Below are 19,934 nucleotides of genomic sequence, written 5' to 3' on the forward strand. Positions count from 1 at the left end.
TAATAAAAGCAGTGGCTATAATCAAATTAGCTTATGACTTAACACATTCCATGACAAGTGAGCCTATGAACAACAACAATGAAAATAATAAATATCACATTTCAAAAACAGTAAAAACAGTAAAGATCACTACGTTGATGATGGCTTTAGCTGTACCATTGATGAGTCTGCATCAGTCTGCTTATGCAGCAGATAAGGAGCAAGTGGTCAAACCTACGGCGGTTAATGTCGGTGAGGTTAGGAAGATTAATGTGCCAGAGACGATTACTGCAGTGGGTAATATCTATGCGTTAAAACAAGTTGATTTAAGCTTTGATAATAGTGGTAAGTTAAAAGAGAAATATTTTAAAAACGGTGACAGGGTCTTAAAAGGTGAAACGGTTGCAGCTTTAGATGATCAGCAAGATATGGCAACCTTAAGCTCATTACAGGCAAAGCTAGATTTAGCTAAGCAAACTTATTCGCGCGTCAAGTTATTGGAGCAATCAGGAGCGATTTCTAAAGAAGATATTGACCAGAAATATGCGGATTTGCAGCAAGCACAAGCCGATGTTGATCAACAAAAAACGGTTGTCGCGCATGATAAACTACAAGCACCATTTACTGGCGTGCTTGGGATTTATAAGTTTGATGTTGGTGCGTATGTGGCAGCAGGTACGGCCGTTGTGCAGTTGACACAGGAGAATCCATTAAAGATACGTTTTGCGATTCCGGCAGACCTTAAGCCAAAAGTGGCGATTGGTAATGAGGTTGAGCTTTCTACTGAAACGTATCCAAAGAAAATATTCAAAGGTGTTGTTAACTATATCTCGCCAACGGTAGATAGCAAAAGTGGCACACTTGAGATTGAAGCTGAGGTCAATAATGATGATTATTTATTGTCTCCTGGGATGTTTATGTCGGTTTCACAAATCCTAAAGGATAAACAAGCGATTTTGGCATTACCAGATATGGCGATTCAGACGAATCAGCAAGGATCCTTTGTCTATGTGGTCAACCCTGATAACACGGTTAAAATGGTGCAAATAGATATTGGTATGGTGCGCAGTGGCTGGACGCAGATAACAAAAGGCTTAAAAGAAGGGCAAAAAGTAGTGACCATAGGTGGGTTTAAGCTTACTGATGGCGCTAAAATTAGCATTTCTGATTTGCCACCACCAAGCTTTGATAAATTACAAAAAGAATTAAATATCAATATTGATCCGAAAAGTGGCTTTGGGATTAACGATCAGACAGACACTCATAGTAATAATAGTAATAATGGAAGTAAGTAACGCATGAAGCTTTCTAAGATATGTATTGAGAGACCCGTTTTTGCGGTTGTTCTAAGTTTGATGATTATCGTCTTAGGTATCGTTGGCTTTAGCTATCTTGAGATTCGTTATTTCCCTAAGATTCAACAGAAAATTGCACAAGTCTCAATTTCATACTCAGGTGCCTCGCCGACATTGATGAAAAATGATGTTACAGTACCGGTGGAAGATGCACTGTACAATATTGATGGTTTGGTCAAGATGACTTCATCAAGCTCTTATGGCAGTAGCAAAATCAACTTAACCTTTGCCGATGATGCTGATATGACTAATGTCATGGGGCAGGTGCGTGATAATATCTCAAGTATTATATCGCAAAAACTGCCTGCTGATATTAATGCGCCCAGTGTCACTCAAGGAGGCGTTGAGCGTCCTGTGGTTAACTTAGGTGTGTTAGATAAAAATCTAACATCAGCACAAATACGTGACTATGTGCAAAAGAATATTGTTCCAATTTTTCAATCCATTCCAGGCATGGGGGCTGTGTGGGTCTATGGTGCCAGTGATTACGCGATGCGAATTTGGCTTAACCCACAAAAAATGGCAGCGCTTGGTATTACTGTTTCGGATGTGCAAAGCACCTTAAATAGTAACAATATTAGCTTTTCAGGTGGTAGCGTTCGCGGCAAGTATCGTAATTTCTCCATTAGTTCAGATACTGATTTGACCACCGCAGATCAATTTAAAAACCTTGTTGTTAAAGATAGTGGCAGTGCGCCGGTTTATTTAAAAGACATTGCGAAAGTGGATCTAGGTAATGCCAGTTTAAGCGACTCGCCTATGTTGATTAATGGGCAAAATGCCATAAGTGTGCAGCTAAGACCGACGGATAACGCCAACCCAATTACGGTGGCAAACCTTGCCAAAGAAGAGCTCAAACGCGTTGCCAAGCAGCTACCAAAAGGCATGGAAGTCAAAGTGGTTTATGATCAATCAACCTTTTTGCAAAAATCTATTGTTGATGGTTATGATACCTTGCTTGAAGCAATTATTTTGGTGATGTTGGTGGTGTTTGTATTCTTGGGTAGTATCCGTGCTGCACTAATTCCGATCTTAACCATCCCTGTTTGTGTTATCGGTGCCTTTGGTGTCATGTTACTATGTGGGTTTAGTATCAATGTTGTCACACTTTTAGCAATTATTCTTGCGATTGGTTTGGTGGTTGATGATGCCATTGTTGTGCTTGAGAACGTTCATAGACATATTGAAATGGGCAAGAAGCCTTTTGATGCAGCCGTACAAGGCTCAGCGGAGATTGGATTTTCAGTGATTGCGATGACGTTAACACTTGCAGCAGTTTACGCACCGATTGGCTTTTTATCAGGTTTTAGTGCGACTATTTTTAGAGAGTTTGCGTTTACTTTAGCGGGGTCCGTTTTAATCTCAGGTTTTGTCGCATTGACCTTGTCCCCCATGATGTGTGCCTATATTCTTAAATCACGGGAAAAAGAGACTAAAATTGAGCTGATGCTTAATCATGCATTTGATAAGTTAAATGCTGCTTATGCCAAAGTATTAAACTTTGTGTTAAAGGCAAAATATTGGGTGGTAGCATTACTCGTTGCTTTGGGTGTTTTGTGTTTTATGTTGTTTAAAGTCGTGCCTCAGTCATTTATTCCCAAAGAGGATATTGGATATTTTGAGGCGACAATTACTTCTCCGCCTAGTGCAGCACTTGATTATACCAATTACTATATGAATATGTTAAGTCAGCGTGTTTATGATAATAACCCTTATATTTTGAACAATGCCGAATATGTATTCTCAGGCAATGGCAATAACTTTGTCACAATGCAACCATGGGGTGATAAACGTAAAGTACCAACTCAGACAGTTATTGACAAATTACTCGCTGAGGCTCAGCAGATCCCTGGCATCAAAGTCAGTATGAACATCCCAGATCCTGTGAGTTTTGGACCTGATGCTGATGGCTCTGATGTGATCATTTATTTGCATAATGTCGGATCAATTGATCATTTGGTTAAAGCGGCGGATAGCCTAACCAAGAAACTCATGAATTACCCAGGACTTAATAATGTTAACAATGGTCTGAAGTTTGATAATGTTGTTTATAATGTGAAGTTTCAACGCAAATTAGCGGCAAATATTGGGGTCGACTCGCAAAACATCGCCGATACATTTAGTATTTTGATGAGTGGTAAGCATATTACTGATGTTAAAACCGATGAGAAAAGCTATCAAGTTCTGGTGCAAATGAATCTTAAAGATTTATCTAGCTTTGGTAGCTTAAGTAAGATCTATGTGCCAAGTGATTCAGGGTTAATGGTGCCATTGTCAAACTTAATCAAGGTGACCCCAGATGTTAGACAAAGTAGTCTCTTTAGATACAATCGGGTTAATACCGCACAAATTAGTGCGAATATCTCAAGCGGCTATAGCATGAGTGAGGTTTACAATGAGATCAATAAACTGGCAAATCAAACAAAGCTTGATGGTGCTGGTGTTGATTTTGGTGGGCGTATGGCAGCTTTTATATCCTCTAGTGGTACGATGTTTGGTTTATTCGCTTTGGCATTGATTTTTATTTATTTGGTGCTCGCTGCTCAGTTTGAGAGCTTTGTTGATCCATTTATTATTTTACTTACCGTTCCTTTATCTACCGTTGGGGCTTTGATTACGATGCTTATGACAGGAGGGGATTTGAACTTATTTACGAATATAGGTTTGATTACACTCGTTGGTCTGATTAGTAAGCACGGTATTTTGATCACGCAATTTGCCAATGAAAACTTCAAAGAGGGTGTGTCCTTAGTCGATGCCGTTAAAACAGGTGCGATTACACGTTTGCGCCCGATTTTGATGACAACCTCAGCAATGGTGTTGGGGTCGATTCCCTTGGCACTGGCGATGGGCCCTGGGAATGTTGCTAATAATATGATTGGTTGGGTGATTGTCGGTGGACTTTGTTTTGGTACGATATTTTCATTATTGATCGTGCCTGTGGCTTATGTGATCTTGTCACCTTTAGATCATAAGAAAAAGAAAATACTTAAAGCGAATAAGGCGCGATTATTACAAAGTTAATTTGAATGTGTAAACAATGGAATGTATTTATTTATAAGGGATTGTAGATCAGAACCCATATGAATTACTTCGTATGTTGACATAAATTTAGTAGTAAATAAGATGCTTTTTGGAATATGTTGAATAGTTATTGTGTTGAAAACAGGAGGAAATATGGGGCAAACACGTAAAGACTTTACATCCGTTTGGATATTCATTTTGGCAGCGGTGGGATCTGCAGCTGGGCTTGGCAATTTATGGCGCTTTCCTTACTTGGCGTATGAGCATGGCGGGGCTGCGTTTTTTATCGCATATATCGTCTGTTTACTGTGTATTGGATTGCCACTATTAATCCTTGAAGTTGGCTTAGGTAAAGTATCAAAAAAAGGCGCACCTGAATCATTAGCACTTATCGGTCATGCCAAACGCTTTAAAATCATTGGTTGGCTTGCAGTTTTTGCTGCCTTTGGTGTGTTGACTTATTACATCGTGATTACCTCGTGGGTGCTTAATTTTGCGGTTGATTCATTTAAAATGCCGTGGCAAACAGGTAGTGAAAGTTATTTCTTTAATCAATTTCTAGGATTAAGTGCAGGTATTGATAGCTTTGGCACACCTAAATTGGCGATTGTGCTTGGTGTAATTGCCATTTTGCTATTAGTGTATATCTCATTGTACAAGGGTACCAGTGGTCTGGCGTTTGTTGCAAAATGGATCACGCCGATTCCCTTTATATTGTTAATTATTTTACTCGCTAACTCAGTCTCTTTATCGGGAAGTCTTACAGGATTGCATGCGTTATTTGTGCCAATATGGTCATCCCTTTTAGAAACCAAAATCTGGTTTGCTGCGGCAACACAAGTAATTTTCTCGATCTCACTGGCTACTGGGGTTATGTTTGCTTATGGTGCTTTGTTAGGCAAGGATGTTAAAATTGGGCGCACATGTACGATTGTGGTGATTGGTGATACGTTAGCATCGATCATCTGCAGTATGATTGTCTTTTCAGTACTTGGGCATGTTGCACACGTCGATGGCAAGAGTATTCATGATGTAGTTTCTGGTGGTATTGGCCTGGCGTTTGTCGTTATTCCGCATGCACTTACTTTATTGCCTGCAGCGCAAGAATTCTTCTCATTTATCTTTTATGCATCTGTTTTCTTTTTGGCATTTACCTCGATCATATCATTATTTGAAGCGGTCTTGGCAGCTTTGATGGATAGTAAGATCAAGCTTAAGCGCGCCAGTATTTTATTTGTTATTTGTGCGGCTTTGCTGATTTGTAATTTGTTTTATACCATGGACAATGGCTTGTATTTGCTTGATGTGGTGGATCATTTTATCAATGGTTATTTAATGCTTATCGTGATGGTTGCCGAGGCACTTGTGATCGCTTGGGTTTATGATATTAATAAGCTCATGCGCGAGCTTTTCCCACATCACAATGCCAATGTATTGCATGTTACTTTTAAAGCATTAACGGCTTATATTATTCCGATTGTCTTAAGTATATTGTTTATCAAACAGGTCTATGCCGATATCTCAGGCGGCTATGGTGATTATCCTAGTAGTTACTTATGGGGAATAGGCGCGTTGGTTTTAATATTGAGTATTGTGATTTCTCAGCGCCTAAGTCGCAAGTTTTAAAACTAATACAGTCATCATCCCCTGAGCAAAGTCGAAGGGTAAATTTAGGAAGATTACACTTTACAGAGGCTTCGACTTACGCTCAGCCAACGTTTACGCAATCAAAATGGGCGGGAATATGGTTATAGCCAAAAATCAGCTTAGGAAATTATGGTATTAAGCATTTTTAACAAAATGATCATTCTTAAAAGCAACACAATACTGAAGTGTGCTTTGTGCTAAAACATCTTTCTTTAATTTGTCATAACACTGATCATTTGGTGCAGTTACACTTTGCAGGTGTAAATGAGCTTTAGCATTATTGTGATTGTTTTCAACAATGGAACTGTCAAACATCGCATTAGGATACCAGACCTTTAAACCCGTATCTTTACCAAACCAATCGGTCATTTGATCTCCTACTGACATAAGCCAATAAACATGACGTTGATCGCTTAATGCACGGCGCAAAACATCCTTGTAAGCAACGCGCTCATTTGCGTTGTTTGTACAGGCATTGGCAGGCACTGATCCTGATAAAAAGACATATTGATCAAGCTTTTTATCTGATAAATGTAGATGCTCTTTAAGCCAGCTTCTGGTGGCAGATGACTCATTGTGATTACAAGATCTCGCGGTGATAAAGTAGCAGGCAATGCCATCTTTGAAACAATTTTGCTCAATAAACTTAGCAGTGGCTGGATCATTAATGCCTGATTTAGTGAAATAATCATCATCAAATGAGGTTAATTCAATGGTGTTATCTATATCAAACATGATCGCTGGTGTTTTGCCTTTAGCTTCAATTGCATGGATAAAGCCAATCTTTTTAAAGCTAGCAATAAGCTTGGTTAAATCGCCCATCATTGCATTTGCATCCTTGGCGAATTGCGAGTCTTTGGCAAAATCATTATAGTCTTTAGTACCCATATAGCGCTTGGTGTCAGAATTGTTAGCTATTTGATCTATCGCAGCTTTAGCATTGGTCGGCAAGCTAAACGGTTTCCCGTATTTGGCGTTAAATGCCATCGTCAGTGAAGTGACTTCACTATATAATTTCAATGAATCAACCGTTGCAGGTTTTGTTGCAGGTGCTTGTGCTAAAGCGCTCTGGCACGTCATGGCAAATAATGCAGTAGCTAAAAGTTTTCGGTATTGTTTAAATTGTTTCATGCTATTGATCCTTAAGCATTGTTGGGTTGTAAAATGTGGCTTATATAAGGTTTGCTCGATGCTAATAAAACAGTTGTCATTGAGAAATAGAGATTATTTAGCTTTATTTCTATATCACTTGGCTGCATGTTTAATTTCCATATCATCTTGCTACTCATGCTTTATCATAAGTCATTAAGTTGTAAATAGGAAAGTAAGCTGCAATTGTTACAGAAATATTAAAGAAAGGGCTTGTGTTTTTTTATTCGGCTTTTTAATCAAAATTGTGTGAACCAATCTTGGTGCGTTGTGCTAAAATGCGGCTCTAAATTTTTGATTTTTTAATATTAATACCCATCGCAAAGTGGTCTGTGATGGAATAATAAATAATAGGGCTTAAGTAATGTCGCAAATGCAAGAAATGCAAAAAACGCAAGAGAGAACAGAGCAACAAGAAATGCAAGAAATGCAAAAAAATTATGATCCTAAAACGTTAGAGCAGCAATGCTATGATAAGTGGGAGAAAAAAGGTTTATTCAAATGTGGGCAAACTAATGGCGCGCCTTATACGATTATGCTTCCACCTCCAAATGTCACAGGAACGCTACATATGGGGCATGGTTTTCAACAGACATTAATGGATTTGTTAACGCGCTATCATCGCATGATGGGTGATGATGCCTTATGGCAACCGGGCACTGATCATGCGGGTATCGCGACACAAATGGTGGTTGAGCGCAATTTAAATGCCGAAGGATTGACGCGTCATGATCTAGGGCGTGAGAAATTTATCGAAAAGATCTGGCAGTGGAAAGAATACTCAGGTGGTTCAATTGCTAAACAAATGCGTCGTTTAGGGGCCTCTGCTGATTGGTCACGTGAGCGTTTTACGATGGATGAAGGTTTGTCACAAGCGGTGCAAACTTGCTTTATTAAGCTTTATGAAGATGGTTTGATTTATCGTGGTGAGCGTTTGGTCAATTGGGATCCAGTACTTTTAACCGCAGTTTCTGATCTGGAGGTTGTGCAAGAAGAGGAAAAAGGCTCATTATGGCACTTTGCCTACCCATTAGCAGATGGTAGTAACATCGAGATCGCGACCACGCGTCCTGAGACGATGTTAGGAGATGTTGCTGTGGCAGTAAATCCAAATGATGAGCGCTATCAGCATTTGATTGGCAAGATGATTAAACTGCCATTAACTGAGCGTGAGATTCCTGTTATCGCAGATGATTATGTTGATATTGCTTTTGGTACGGGCTGTGTGAAGATCACTCCAGCACATGATTTTAATGATAACGAGATTGGTAAACGTCATCAATTGCCAATGATCAACATCCTAACAGCAGAAGGTAAGATCAATGATAATGCACCAAAAGCCTATCGTGGCTTAGATCGCTTTGATGCGCGTAAACAAATTGTAGCTGATATGGAAGCAGAAGGTTTGCTCGTCAAGGTTGAACCTCATACATTGAAAGTGCCACGCGGTGATCGCACTGGTATTATCCTTGAGCCGTATTTGACTAAACAATGGTTTGTTAAAGCCAGTGAGTTAGGTAAGCCTGCTTTAGAGGCAGTTGAAAATGGTGATATTCGCTTTGTGCCTGATAACTGGAAAAATACTTATTACTCATGGATGCGTGATTTGCAAGATTGGTGTATTTCACGTCAGCTTTGGTGGGGGCATAGAATTCCTGCTTGGTACGATGAACAGGGCAATGTCTATGTTGGTGAATCGGAAACAGATGTTCGCAGTAAATATGGCTTATCGTCAGAGCTTAGATTGCATCAAGATGATGATGTTTTTGATACGTGGTTCTCATCAGCATTATGGCCGTTTTCAACGCTAGGCTGGCCAAATAACACCGCTGAACTTAAGAAATATTATCCAACCAGTGTCTTAGTAACAGGCTTTGATATTATCTTTTTCTGGGTGGCACGAATGGTGATGTTTGGACTTTATTTTATGGATGAGATCCCTTTTAAAGATATTTATATCACAGGTCTTATTCGTGATGCTGAAGGGCAAAAGATGTCTAAATCAAAAGGCAATGTACTTGATCCTGTGGATTTGATCGATGGTATTTCTTTAGAAGACTTGCTGGTTAAAAGAACCCAAGGTTTGATGCAACCACAGATGAAAGCTAAGATTGAGAAACAAACGCGTAAACACTTCCCAGAAGGCATTGAAGCTTATGGTACTGATGCGCTTCGTTTTACCTTTACTGCGCTTGCCTCCACTTCGCGCGATATCTGTTTTGATGTCTCACGAATGGAAGGTTATCGTAATTTCTGCAATAAACTATGGAACGCTTCACGTTTTGTGATGATGAATCTAGAGGGTTATGATCCATCGTATAATCAATATGAAATGGGTGTGGCGGAAGAGTGGATCTGGCATGAGCTCAATAAAACCGTGGCAGAAGTGCATAAGCATATCGCAAATTACCGCTTTGATTTATTAGCGCAAACGATTTATGAATTTGTTTGGAATCAATATTGCGATTGGTATCTTGAGTTGGCTAAAGCAACGCTTAATGAAGAAGCGATTAGTGCTGCGCGCAAACATGCTGTGCAATACACTTTAATCACAGTGCTTGATAAGATGTTACGTTTGGCACATCCGATTATTCCATTTATTACTGAGGAGATATTTAATCAGATTAAAGTATTTACTCAAGAGGATGCAACATCGATTATGGTTAGTAGCTTCCCGCTATTTGATGAGGCGCTTATCAACGATAAAGCAACTCATGAGATAGAATGGCTTAAGCGTGTTATCGTTGCCATTCGCACCGTGCGAGCTGAGATGAATATTAAGCCAAGCTTGAGTATTCCACTTTTTATCAAGAATGCATCAACAGATGAATTAGATAAGCTTGCAGCAACCAAAGCACTTATTCAATCAATGGCCAAAATTGAAAAGATTACTGTGAGTGATGATGTGCCAATGTCGGCAACAAGTCTTGTTGATACATTGGAGTTACATATTCCATTAGCAGGGCTCATAGATGTTTCAGCTGAACAGGCGCGCTTGAAAAAAGAACAAGAAAAACTCGATAAGGAAATCGCACGCTTAATGGCAAAGCTTGGCAATCAAAAGTTTGTTGCCAATGCACCTCATGATGTCGTAGCAAAGGAAAAGGCAAAACTTACTGAATATCAAGCAACGCAAAGCAAATTAATCGAGCAGTTTGAAAAATTAGCGGCGTTGCATTAAAAACTTCTTGAAAAAAAATTTCCTATCCTCACTTTCTAGGCATTGAATTTTTAAAGCCCCATGTGTTGTTAAGCATTAGATAACTGGAATTACAGACTTTAGAAAAAACTATAATTTTATTAAACACCCCGTCAGCCTACGGCTGCCACCCCTCTTGCAAAGAGGGGAATTAGGCAATGATGGTTTTATATTCCCCTCTTTGCAAGAGGGGTGCTTAAGCTTGCGAGGCGGGGTGTTGAAATAGAAAAAGTTCGTAACTCGAGTAGATAATGGAATATTGATCATGCGCTGATATTCAGCAGGGTGTTAAAGATAAATAATATAACAAGCTAAAATGAATGATCTAGGCTTAACGATTAATTTTGTGTTGTTCTCAAGTCCGTGATTGTTTAGATAATTTATTGTGTTGAAGAAATGAGGATAAAGGATATATGAAAGCAGAGAAGTTTACCCATAAGTTACAAGAGGCGCTGACTGAAGCGCAGAGTTTAGCCATTAGCAAGAGTCACACGATGCTAGAGCCTATCCATGTGCTAAAAGCATTGTTGGATCAAGAAGGTGGCATGATTGCATCTATTATCACCCAAGCTGGGGGTGATTTATCAAGTCTCAATAGTGAGTTAAGTAATGCCTTGAATGCATTAGCCACCAGTAGTGCAGCCAGCCAAATCAGCGCGTCAAACAATTTGATTAAAATACTACAACAGATGGAAAAGCTTGCCACTGAAAAGCAAGATGAATTTATTTCAAGTGATTTATTCTTAATCGCCGGATTTGCTGATGGTGCGATCAGCAAGATCTTAAAAGCGGCGGGCTTATCAAAAGAAAGTTTAACTCAAGCGGTCGATAAAGTCAGAGGTGGTGCACGCGTTGAAAGCCAAAATGCTGAAGATATGCAAGGTGCGCTAAAGAAATATACCATTGATCTCACGGAAAGAGCGCGACAAGGCAAAATTGATCCGGTGATAGGGCGCGATGATGAGATCAGGCGTACGATTCAAGTATTGCAACGTCGTACTAAAAACAATCCCGTATTAATTGGTCGCCCAGGGGTTGGTAAAACCGCAATTGTTGAAGGTTTAGCGCAACGCATTGTTAACAACGAGGTGCCTGAAGGAATTCGCAATAAGCGTATTTTATCTTTGGATTTGGGGGCGTTATTGGCAGGAGCTAAATTCCGTGGCGATTTTGAGGAGCGCTTAAAATCAGTGCTTAAAGAATTATCTAAACAAGAAGGCAGTGTGATTTTATTTATTGATGAATTACACACTATGGTTGGCGCAGGTAAAGCTGAAGGTTCGATGGATGCTGGCAATATGTTAAAACCCGCCTTGGCGCGTGGTGAGCTACGATGTGTGGGGGCAACGACATTAGATGAATATCGCGAGAATGTTGAAAAAGATCCCGCATTAGAGCGTAGATTCCAAAAAGTATTAGTTGATGAACCAACAGTTGAAGATACCATTGCGATTTTGCGTGGATTAAAGGAGCGCTATGAAGTGCATCATGGTGTTGATATTACTGATCCGGCGATTGTTGCGGCAGCTACACTATCACATCGCTATATTACCGACAGACAACTGCCGGATAAAGCCATTGATTTGATGGATGAAGCGGCAAGCCAAATCCGTATGGAGATTGATTCGCGCCCTGAAGAAATGGAGAAGTTATATCGCCGGATTATTCAGCTAAAAATGCAGCGTGAGCAATTGAAAAAAGAAAAAGATGATGCCACCAAAAAGCGCTTGGATGTTTTAGAAGATGAAATCAAAGCTTTAGAAAAAGAATACTCTGGCTTTGAAGAAATTTGGAAAGCAGAAAAAGCACAAATGCAAGGTTCACAAAAACTAAAAGAGCAATTAGATCAAGCTAAAATTGATCTTGATGCGGCTAAGCGAACTGGTGATTTATCGAAAATGGCAGAATTGCAATATGGGCTTATTCCGCAGTTAGAAGAGCAGATTAAGGCGCTTGCCAGTGCTGATCCGATCAAAACCAAATTAGTGCGCACCCAAGTCACTGAGAATGAGATTGCTGAGGTAGTATCTAAATCAACAGGTATTCCCGTCAATAAGATGATGGAAGGTGAGCGTGAGAAGTTATTGCATATGGAGGACTTCTTAGGCAAACGTGTGATTGGTCAAAAAGAAGCGATTACCGCCGTGTCAAATGCTGTTCGTCGTGCGCGCTCTGGATTGTCTGATCCAAATCGTCCAACAGGATCGTTTTTATTCTTGGGTCCAACAGGGGTTGGTAAGACTGAGCTAACCAAAGCATTAGCTGAATTTATGTTTGATAGTGAAGATGCGATGCTAAGAGTGGATATGTCAGAATATATGGAGAAGCACTCGGTAGCACGCTTGATTGGTGCACCTCCAGGCTATGTTGGTTATGAGCAAGGTGGTTATTTAACTGAGCATGTCAGACGTAAGCCTTATTCGGTAATTTTACTTGATGAAGTTGAGAAGGCACATCCAGATGTTTTTAATATTCTATTGCAAATCTTAGATGATGGCCGTTTGACTGATAGCCAAGGGCGTACAGTTGATTTTAAAAACACCGTGCTAATTATGACCTCAAACTTAGGCTCGCAATTAATTCAAGAAAAACTGCATAGTGAGGGTTATGATCAGGTGAAAGAGCAGGTGTTGCAGGTTGTATTGCAACACTTTAGACCAGAGTTTATCAACCGTATTGATGAAACCGTTGTCTTTGAGCCATTAGATAAAGAGATGATTAAACAAATCGCAGAGATTCAAATCAATCGCGTGCGTAAGCGCTTGCATGAGCGTGATTTGACATTAACAATCTCAGCGGTAGCAATGGATGAGCTGGCAGATCACGGCTTTGATCCGATATTTGGCGCAAGACCATTGAAACGGGCAATTCAGCAATACATTGAAAACCCATTAGCCACCTATCTCTTGGAAGGGCGCTATGTGGCAGGTGATGTCATTCAGGTGACCAGTGAGAATGATAATTTTGTTTTCTCAAAAAAAGATTCCACAACGATGGAAAAGGCAGGCCAGTAGATGAGTCAACAAAAAATGGTTGTTATTACAGGGGCTAATAAAGGTATTGGTCTTGAGTTTGTGAGATTTTATCAAAAAGCAGGTTGGTATGACACATCTTATAGATAAAGCAACTCTTGATAGCCCCGGTGAGTTTCTCGCTTATGATGGAAAAACAATACCTTGGTAATATACTGTAAAATGATTTGTCAGTGGTATAAGTGCTCGGCATATTTTCTGATATAATGCTGAGCATACTTGTTTGAATTAATGTCTCTATGTCATTACAACGTATATTCGCTTTGGGACTGTTGTTAAGCAGTGCTATTACTTCGTTTGCATCTGGGTGGCAGCTTCAGCAAAAAAAATCCATCGATATTGCGCCAGATAAAGTGCAGTTTGATACTTTTGAAGCGATTAAAGATAAGCATTTCCCGCTGATTGTCGATGTAGTGTTATTAGATAATGATGCATATAAAGCGGGACTTACGGTTCAATCACAAGATAATGTCCAAAGTGTGCTTGATGTGGCAACTCAAGAGGATGCGTTTCTGGCAACTAATGGCGGCTTTTATCAAGAAGGGTTTCTTGTCAATGGTCTTTTGATTGATCAAAGTAAACTGCGCTTACCATTGGTTAATAATACGTTGTTATCATCAATTATTACGATTGATCAACAGGGTCAAATCAATATTTTAGATAAAGATCAAAAATATCAGCATGCCTATTATGCTTTTCAAGTAGGTCCTATCTTGCTTAAAGATAATATCGTACAAAAAGTCAATGATGATAAAATTGCCAAACGCATTATTTATGCACAAACAAGCTCAAAGCTTATGGTGATTTATATCGATAGCACAACCTTGCAGCAGGCAGCGTATGTTGTTAAAGCACTTGCTGATTATTTTGATATTAATATTAAACGCGCGGTAAATTTTGACGGTGGTAAAGCAGGTGCTTTTATCTTGCGTAAATATGTGACACCCGTGATTTATCCAGAATATAGTCCTGTGAAAAGTGTTGTTTATTTCACGTTAAATGCTAATTGAGTGCTTGTGTACATTGTGATACAGTTTCGCTATTAAAAATTACATTTAAGTTTAAGCTAATGGATTTAGGATTTTCTGAGTTAGGTAAAAAATCTGAATATAAAACACAATATGATGCCAGTTTATTATTTCCGATCCCGCGATCGATAAAGCGTGATGAGTTGGGGATAAAGGGAGTCCCTGAGTTTAAAGGCGTTGATATTTGGACGGGCTTTGAAGTTTCATGGTTGAATATGAAAGGTAAGCCACAAGTGCGCATTGCCGTATTTGAGATTGATGCGCTTTCTGAGTGTTTGATTGAGTCCAAAAGTTTTAAGCTTTATTTGAATTCTTTTAATAGCACACATTTTGCCAGTGATGATGAAGTCACTAAAATTATGCAGCATGACCTCTCGCAAGCTGCCAATGGTGCAGTATCTGTAACATTATACGCACTAAAAGATTACCCTTGTCATGTGACCAATCAATTTGCAGCAGAATCGATTGATGAGCTTGATATCGAAATCAATGAATATATGACAAACCCTCAGTTTTTATCAGCAGATCAAACGAGCCAAGTGCATGAACGCCTAAGTAGTGATCTATTGAAATCTAATTGTTTAGTGACCTTTCAGCCGGATTGGGGTAGTGTGTTGATCGAATACCAAGGAGGCAAAATTAATCGAGAAGGATTGCTGAAATACCTTGTTTCTTTCCGTGATCATAATGAGTTTCATGAGCAATGTGTTGAGCGTATTTATACTGATATTATGCGCTACTGTCAGCCTGAAAAATTATGTGTTTATGCGCGCTATACACGTCGAGGTGGCTTAGATATTAACCCCATGCGCGCAAACTTTATATTTGATGCTGAGCAAAGTGAGCAAAAACAGATACGTTTAGCACGTCAATAATGCAACAATAAAGTGAGGTATTAATTTGCCTTATAAGTAGGTATAATTGCCAAACTTCAAAGTTTGAATGCATTTAAATGGAAGTTAGCCATTATAAAATTAGTAATATTGACGTAAACAGCGGCAAAGTTGAGTTTTATGATACGCTCACTAAAAAAGGTGCTTTTGTGCTTGCTAGCGAGTTGTATCAGCAAGACAGAATGGATCTTTTTTCAGAAGCAGATCAGCGAATTATTGCTTTTTATGCAGGACGTCAAGATACAATGTTTGGCAAACAACGCTTAGTCGAGCAATTTAAGCCAAAAACAACACGCCAGAGTAGTCTTATTATATTGGTTGCGTTATATGCTGTGATTTTCTTTGTCTCAAATCTAACCGGCTCTACATTGATTAATTTAGGTAGTATTGGTGGTGTGTTGATCATAGCTCCTGCGGCAATCTTTGTTTATTCACTGACTTTTTTGGTCGACTCATTGCTAACTGAAATATATGGTTTTTCAATTGTTAGAAGGGTTTATACAACCGTTGCTTTGATGTCATTATTCGCCTTGTTGTGTTTGTATGGACTGTCCAAACTACCGGCACATAATGGTGGAAATTATATTTCTGAACTGCTTTTTATTAAAGGTGATATTTTACGAACATTTATTGTTTCATTCGTTAGTTTTTTGGTTGCTGAATACATTAATACCAGTATTATCTCGCATCTAAAATATTATTCGCGCAAGAAATATGGATTTGAAGAAGCCAAAGAGCGTAAGCGTATTATTGCAAGATTTCTGATCGCAACCTCAATAGGGACAATGGTAGACAGCTTGATATTTTGCTTTGGTGTATTTTTATTTGTCGTACCAATACAGACGATTTTAATTGTTGTAATGACCCAATATGTCATTAAATTATCTTATGATATAGTTGTTTGTACTTTTTCAAGTAAGTTGGCAATGTATATTAAGCGTCTAGAGAAAACCGACATTGTCGAGCTGCCAAGCAGTAAAATCACCAATATTATTGGCTTTAAGATTGACTCAGATCGTTGTGTTAATTCATATACTAATCATTAGAAAGGGAGAGGAAGATGGGGCAAAGTTCACATTATAAGATCAGTAATATTAATCCAAATAATTTTACGGTTGAGTACTATGACACTTTAACCAAGAGAAGTAGTAGTCAGCTAGCTAATAAACTTAATGAAAATGACATTATTGATTTGTTTTCTGAAAGTGATCAGCGTTTAATTGCATTTAATGCAGGTAAACAAGAAAGCCTGTTTGGCAAGGTAAGAAATAATATAAAGTTAGCTGCACTCGAAGAGAAGAAATATGTTTTTTTGCTGTTTGTTTCACTTTATACCGTAATCTTTTTTGCATCAAATTTAGCGGGCTCAACAATTATTAGCTTAGGAAGTATTGCAGGTATTCCACTGGCAGCACCAGGTGCTATATTTGTTTATTCATTAACATTTTTGTTTGATTCAATTCTAACTGAAGTATATGGCTTTTCGATTGTTAGGCGCATTTATACAACGGTTGCATTAACTTCGCTAATCGCATTATTAATTCTTAGTGTCTTGGCGATGCTACCTACCGTTAATGGGCATAATTATGTCCGGGAGTTAGTGTTTTCTGAGGCCGGAGTGATTAGGGTTTTTGCTTTTTCATTTATTAGTTTTGTGATCGCTGAGTTTGTTAACACCAATATTATTGCAAGATTAAAGTACTACTCACGTGAAAAGCATGGATTGCAAGAAGGTAAAGAGCGAGGACGAATTATCATTAGATTTATTATTGCGACTGCTATTGGTACTTTCATCGATAGTGTTGTTTTTGCTTTTGGTGTTTTTCTATTTGTTGTGCCGCTAAAAGTGATTTTTATCATTATACTGACTCAATACATTATTAAGCTTTCTTATGATGTGATTGTGTGTACTATTTCAAGTAAGATTGCTATGTATATTAAGCGGCTAGAGAAAACCGACATTGTCGAGTTGCCAAGCAATAAAATCACCAATATTGTTGGCTTTAAGATCGATTCTGATCGTTGTGTGAATGCGTTTAGTGATAAAGCTTAACCTCAACTAAAGCGGCAATAATTTCAGCATCTGCATATTCATCATCTAGCGGTATCAGCATATCTTTTTTGTTGAAAATACCTTGCTTTATTTTTAGATATAAACTGCCATCGATTTGATAAATGTTTTGAATCGTATAATTACCTTTGCTTTGAATAACACAAAGACTGGGAAAGGCGATCTCTTCCAGGTTTAAGTAATCAAAAATCAAGACATTACCAGTTTGATAGGGTGCGATATTCTGATCAAGCTCAATGGCAAAAGCTCTTGTTGATAGTTGATTATTGGCAATCTCAGTGACTTTGCTGGCATTGTCTTGATATTGATTCGTAATAAATTGTGTTAAATTTGCTTTGCTGATAACAGGGCATAGGCGACTTGATTTTTGTAGTGTGCTTGTGTTGTCGACAAGGTTGTGACGGACAAAGTCATCAATGCTGACTTCAAAGAAATCGGCAAGCATCTTAATGGTTTCAATGGATGGGTTTTTATTGGTTTGGCTAGTGATGTTATAAATTGTCGTTGCTGAACAGCCAACTCGTCTGGCGAGCTCGCTCACTGACTTGATATCATGCTTGCGCATGAGGTTAAAAATATTATGACTTAGTTGTTGTACTATGTTCGGCATGGTTTCTAGACTCCCAAATTTCGTTATCAAGTATAGCAATAAATCTCGTCGTTTGTCAGTAGGATAAGCGTATATTCAAATAAAAATTACTCGAATAAGTAAAAATAGCTAAAATTTACTTTACAATAAAAATTTTGAGCGATAATATTGAGTCCAAGTTTGTAGCGGGGGCTAACGAAACTTTAGATGAGGGGCAGGGAGCTTCTGGGGTAAAGTTCCTAGAAAAAGGCTTTAGCTTGGGGCTAAAGCCTTTTTCATTTGTGTTTTGTTTTCACATATTTTTCTGATCATAAAATTCGATAAAAAATTAAATGTCAATGCTAGTAAAGGATCATAAATATTGCTAGAATGCCGCTGTAATTAAGACGAGTTCAAATTTATCCAAACTTAATTACGAGGTCACTTATGTTACGTATCACTGAAGAAGCCATCACTTTTGATGATGTGCTGTTGTCGCCTGGTTATTCCAATGTATTGCCACATCAGGTCTCATTAGAAACGCATCTTACGCGTAAAATAAAACTAAAAATGCCATTAGTATCCGCTGCAATGGATACCGTAACCGAATCACGCTTAGCTATTGCTATGGCGCAAGAGGGTGGCGTGGGTATTATTCATAAGAATATGTCGATCAAAGCACAAGCAGCTGAAGTGCGCAAGGTTAAGAAGTTTGAAAATGGTATGGTGATTGATCCGATTACTGCTTCACCTGAAACAACGATACGTGAGTTGTTGGCAATTACTGAGCAGTATCATTTCTCGGGTGTGCCGGTTGTTGAGGGTAAGGCACTCGTTGGTTTAGTAACCTCGCGTGATATTCGTTTTGCCAAAGATCTAACACAACCGATTTCAAGTATTATGACGCCAAAAGAGCGTTTAGTAACAGTTAAAGAAGGTGCTCAAGAAGATGAGATCCAACGCTTATTACATCAGCATCGTATTGAAAAAGTATTGGTTGTTAATGACAGCTATGAGCTTGTTGGATTAATTACAGTAAAAGACATTCAAAAATCGATTGATAAACCCAATGCCTGTAAAGATGAGTTAGGGCGCTTGGTGGTTGGTGCAGCTGTTGGTACGGCAGGAGACACTGAAGCACGTGTCAAGGCATTGGTTGAAGCCGGTGTTGATGTGATTGTTGTCGATACGGCACATGGTCACTCACAAGGTGTACTTGATCGCGTGGAATGGGTAAAAACACATTTCCCAAAAGTACAAATTATCGGTGGCAACATTGCGACAGTGGGAGCGGCGAAAGCTCTAGTTGAGGCGGGAGCTGATGGTGTCAAAGTGGGTATTGGTCCTGGATCAATCTGTACAACTCGAGTGGTTGCTGGTGTTGGTGTGCCGCAATTAACGGCTATTTCTAATGTGGTTGCTGTGATGGCACCATTGGGTGTACCTGTGATTGCTGATGGTGGTATTCGCTACTCTGGTGATATTTGTAAAGCAATTGCCGCAGGTGCTTCTGTTATTATGGTTGGTGGATTGTTTGCAGGAACCGAAGAGTCCCCTGGTGAAGTTGAATTATTCCAAGGGCGTTCATATAAATCATATCGAGGTATGGGGTCATTAGGTGCTATGGCAAAAGGCTCATCAGATCGTTATTTCCAAGATAGTGTCGATGCCAAAAAGCTCGTACCTGAAGGTATTGAAGGTCGCGTTCCATATAAGGGTACATTAGCTGCGGTAATTCATCAATTAATCGGTGGCTTGCGCGCTGGAATGGGGTATACCGGTTGCGCTACAATTCTTGAAATGAATACCAAGCCAACTTTTGTCAAAATCACAGGGGCGGGCTTTAACGAAAGCCATGTGCATAATGTGATGATCACCAAAGAGCCACCAAACTATCAATTGAAATAACTAAATAAAGGCAATTACTTCTATCCTTATTTTATAAAGTTGGCTGAGCGTTAGTTGAAGCCAATGATTGTTTCTTTGTCA

12 protein-coding genes are annotated in these 19,934 nt (G+C 39.0%); 10 read left to right on the plus strand and 2 right to left on the minus strand.

Going from position 1 to position 19,934, the window contains the following annotated elements; all coding sequences use genetic code 11:
- Positions 1–65: 65 nt before the first annotated feature.
- From IE867_RS00505 to IE867_RS00515, 3 genes are all read left to right on the plus strand, one after another.
- Positions 66–1,274 (plus strand): efflux RND transporter periplasmic adaptor subunit, encoded by a 1,209-nt coding sequence (locus tag IE867_RS00505; protein ID WP_192482818.1) that lies wholly within the window; start codon positions 66–68, stop codon positions 1,272–1,274.
- Positions 1,275–1,277: 3 nt separating this feature from the next.
- Complete coding sequence (locus tag IE867_RS00510) at positions 1,278–4,358, plus strand: efflux RND transporter permease subunit (RefSeq protein ID WP_192482819.1); 3,081 nt, start codon at positions 1,278–1,280, stop codon at positions 4,356–4,358.
- Between the two features lie 153 nt (positions 4,359–4,511).
- The gene (locus tag IE867_RS00515; protein ID WP_192482820.1) at positions 4,512–5,984 is read left to right on the plus strand and encodes a sodium-dependent transporter; all 1,473 of its coding nucleotides are present in this window, start codon (positions 4,512–4,514) and stop codon (positions 5,982–5,984) included.
- Between the two features lie 156 nt (positions 5,985–6,140).
- Here the strand turns inward: IE867_RS00515 and IE867_RS00520 are convergent, their stop codons facing one another.
- Complete coding sequence (locus IE867_RS00520; protein ID WP_192482821.1) at positions 6,141–7,136, minus strand: hypothetical protein; 996 nt, start codon at positions 7,134–7,136, stop codon at positions 6,141–6,143.
- A gap of 436 nt (positions 7,137–7,572) precedes the next feature.
- On the opposite strand from IE867_RS00520, the gene IE867_RS00525 reads away from it, so the two are divergent.
- The 6 genes from IE867_RS00525 to IE867_RS00550 all read left to right on the plus strand — a co-directional run bounded on the left by IE867_RS00525 (position 7,573) and on the right by IE867_RS00550 (position 17,359).
- On the plus strand, positions 7,573–10,335 hold the full coding sequence (locus IE867_RS00525) for a valine--tRNA ligase (RefSeq protein WP_225629911.1): 2,763 nt from the start codon (positions 7,573–7,575) through the stop codon (positions 10,333–10,335).
- A 431-nt stretch (positions 10,336–10,766) separates the two neighbouring features.
- Positions 10,767–13,367, plus strand: a complete 2,601-nt coding sequence (gene clpB / locus IE867_RS00530) for an ATP-dependent chaperone ClpB (RefSeq protein WP_192482822.1) — start codon at positions 10,767–10,769, stop codon at positions 13,365–13,367.
- Positions 13,368–13,624: 257 nt separating this feature from the next.
- A complete protein-coding gene (locus tag IE867_RS00535) occupies positions 13,625–14,395 on the plus strand; it encodes a phosphodiester glycosidase family protein (protein WP_192482823.1) in 771 nt (256 codons plus the stop codon).
- 59 nt (positions 14,396–14,454) lie between these two features.
- Positions 14,455–15,288, plus strand: a complete 834-nt coding sequence (gene queF, locus IE867_RS00540) for an NADPH-dependent 7-cyano-7-deazaguanine reductase QueF (protein WP_192482824.1) — start codon at positions 14,455–14,457, stop codon at positions 15,286–15,288.
- A gap of 77 nt (positions 15,289–15,365) precedes the next feature.
- Positions 15,366–16,352, plus strand: coding sequence for a VUT family protein (locus IE867_RS00545; protein ID WP_192482825.1), 987 nt, complete (start codon positions 15,366–15,368; stop codon positions 16,350–16,352).
- A gap of 14 nt (positions 16,353–16,366) precedes the next feature.
- Complete coding sequence (locus tag IE867_RS00550; protein ID WP_192482826.1) at positions 16,367–17,359, plus strand: VUT family protein; 993 nt, start codon at positions 16,367–16,369, stop codon at positions 17,357–17,359.
- Here IE867_RS00550 and IE867_RS00555 read toward each other — a convergent pair.
- Complete coding sequence (locus IE867_RS00555; RefSeq protein WP_192482827.1) at positions 17,343–17,987, minus strand: helix-turn-helix domain-containing protein; 645 nt, start codon at positions 17,985–17,987, stop codon at positions 17,343–17,345. The two genes, IE867_RS00550 and IE867_RS00555, sit on opposite strands and share 17 nt — an antisense overlap.
- 405 nt (positions 17,988–18,392) lie before the next feature.
- Between IE867_RS00555 and guaB the strand changes: the two genes are divergently transcribed.
- The gene (guaB, locus tag IE867_RS00560) at positions 18,393–19,853 is read left to right on the plus strand and encodes an IMP dehydrogenase (RefSeq protein WP_192482828.1); all 1,461 of its coding nucleotides are present in this window, start codon (positions 18,393–18,395) and stop codon (positions 19,851–19,853) included.
- Positions 19,854–19,934 lie beyond the last annotated feature (81 nt).

It is taken from the genome of Cysteiniphilum marinum (assembly GCF_014857925.1).
Lineage (GTDB): Bacteria > Pseudomonadota > Gammaproteobacteria > Francisellales > Francisellaceae > Caedibacter > Caedibacter marinus.

Excerpts from the sequence above, each read along its gene's own strand:
- IE867_RS00545 (WP_192482825.1), top strand. The coding sequence starts at position 15,366 with ATGGAAGTTAGCCATTATAAAATTAGTAATATTGACGTAAACAGCGGC.
- IE867_RS00520 (WP_192482821.1), bottom strand. The coding sequence starts at position 7,136 with ATGAAACAATTTAAACAATACCGAAAACTTTTAGCTACTGCATTATTT.
- IE867_RS00510 (WP_192482819.1), top strand. The coding sequence starts at position 1,278 with ATGAAGCTTTCTAAGATATGTATTGAGAGACCCGTTTTTGCGGTTGTT.
- IE867_RS00525 (WP_225629911.1), top strand. The coding sequence starts at position 7,573 with ATGCAAGAAATGCAAAAAAATTATGATCCTAAAACGTTAGAGCAGCAA.
- guaB (WP_192482828.1), top strand. The coding sequence starts at position 18,393 with ATGTTACGTATCACTGAAGAAGCCATCACTTTTGATGATGTGCTGTTG.
- IE867_RS00515 (WP_192482820.1), top strand. The coding sequence starts at position 4,512 with ATGGGGCAAACACGTAAAGACTTTACATCCGTTTGGATATTCATTTTG.
- IE867_RS00505 (WP_192482818.1), top strand. The coding sequence starts at position 66 with ATGAACAACAACAATGAAAATAATAAATATCACATTTCAAAAACAGTA.
- clpB (WP_192482822.1), top strand. The coding sequence starts at position 10,767 with ATGAAAGCAGAGAAGTTTACCCATAAGTTACAAGAGGCGCTGACTGAA.
- queF (WP_192482824.1), top strand. The coding sequence starts at position 14,455 with ATGGATTTAGGATTTTCTGAGTTAGGTAAAAAATCTGAATATAAAACA.
- IE867_RS00550 (WP_192482826.1), top strand. The coding sequence starts at position 16,367 with ATGGGGCAAAGTTCACATTATAAGATCAGTAATATTAATCCAAATAAT.
- IE867_RS00555 (WP_192482827.1), bottom strand. The coding sequence starts at position 17,987 with ATGCCGAACATAGTACAACAACTAAGTCATAATATTTTTAACCTCATG.
- IE867_RS00535 (WP_192482823.1), top strand. The coding sequence starts at position 13,625 with ATGTCATTACAACGTATATTCGCTTTGGGACTGTTGTTAAGCAGTGCT.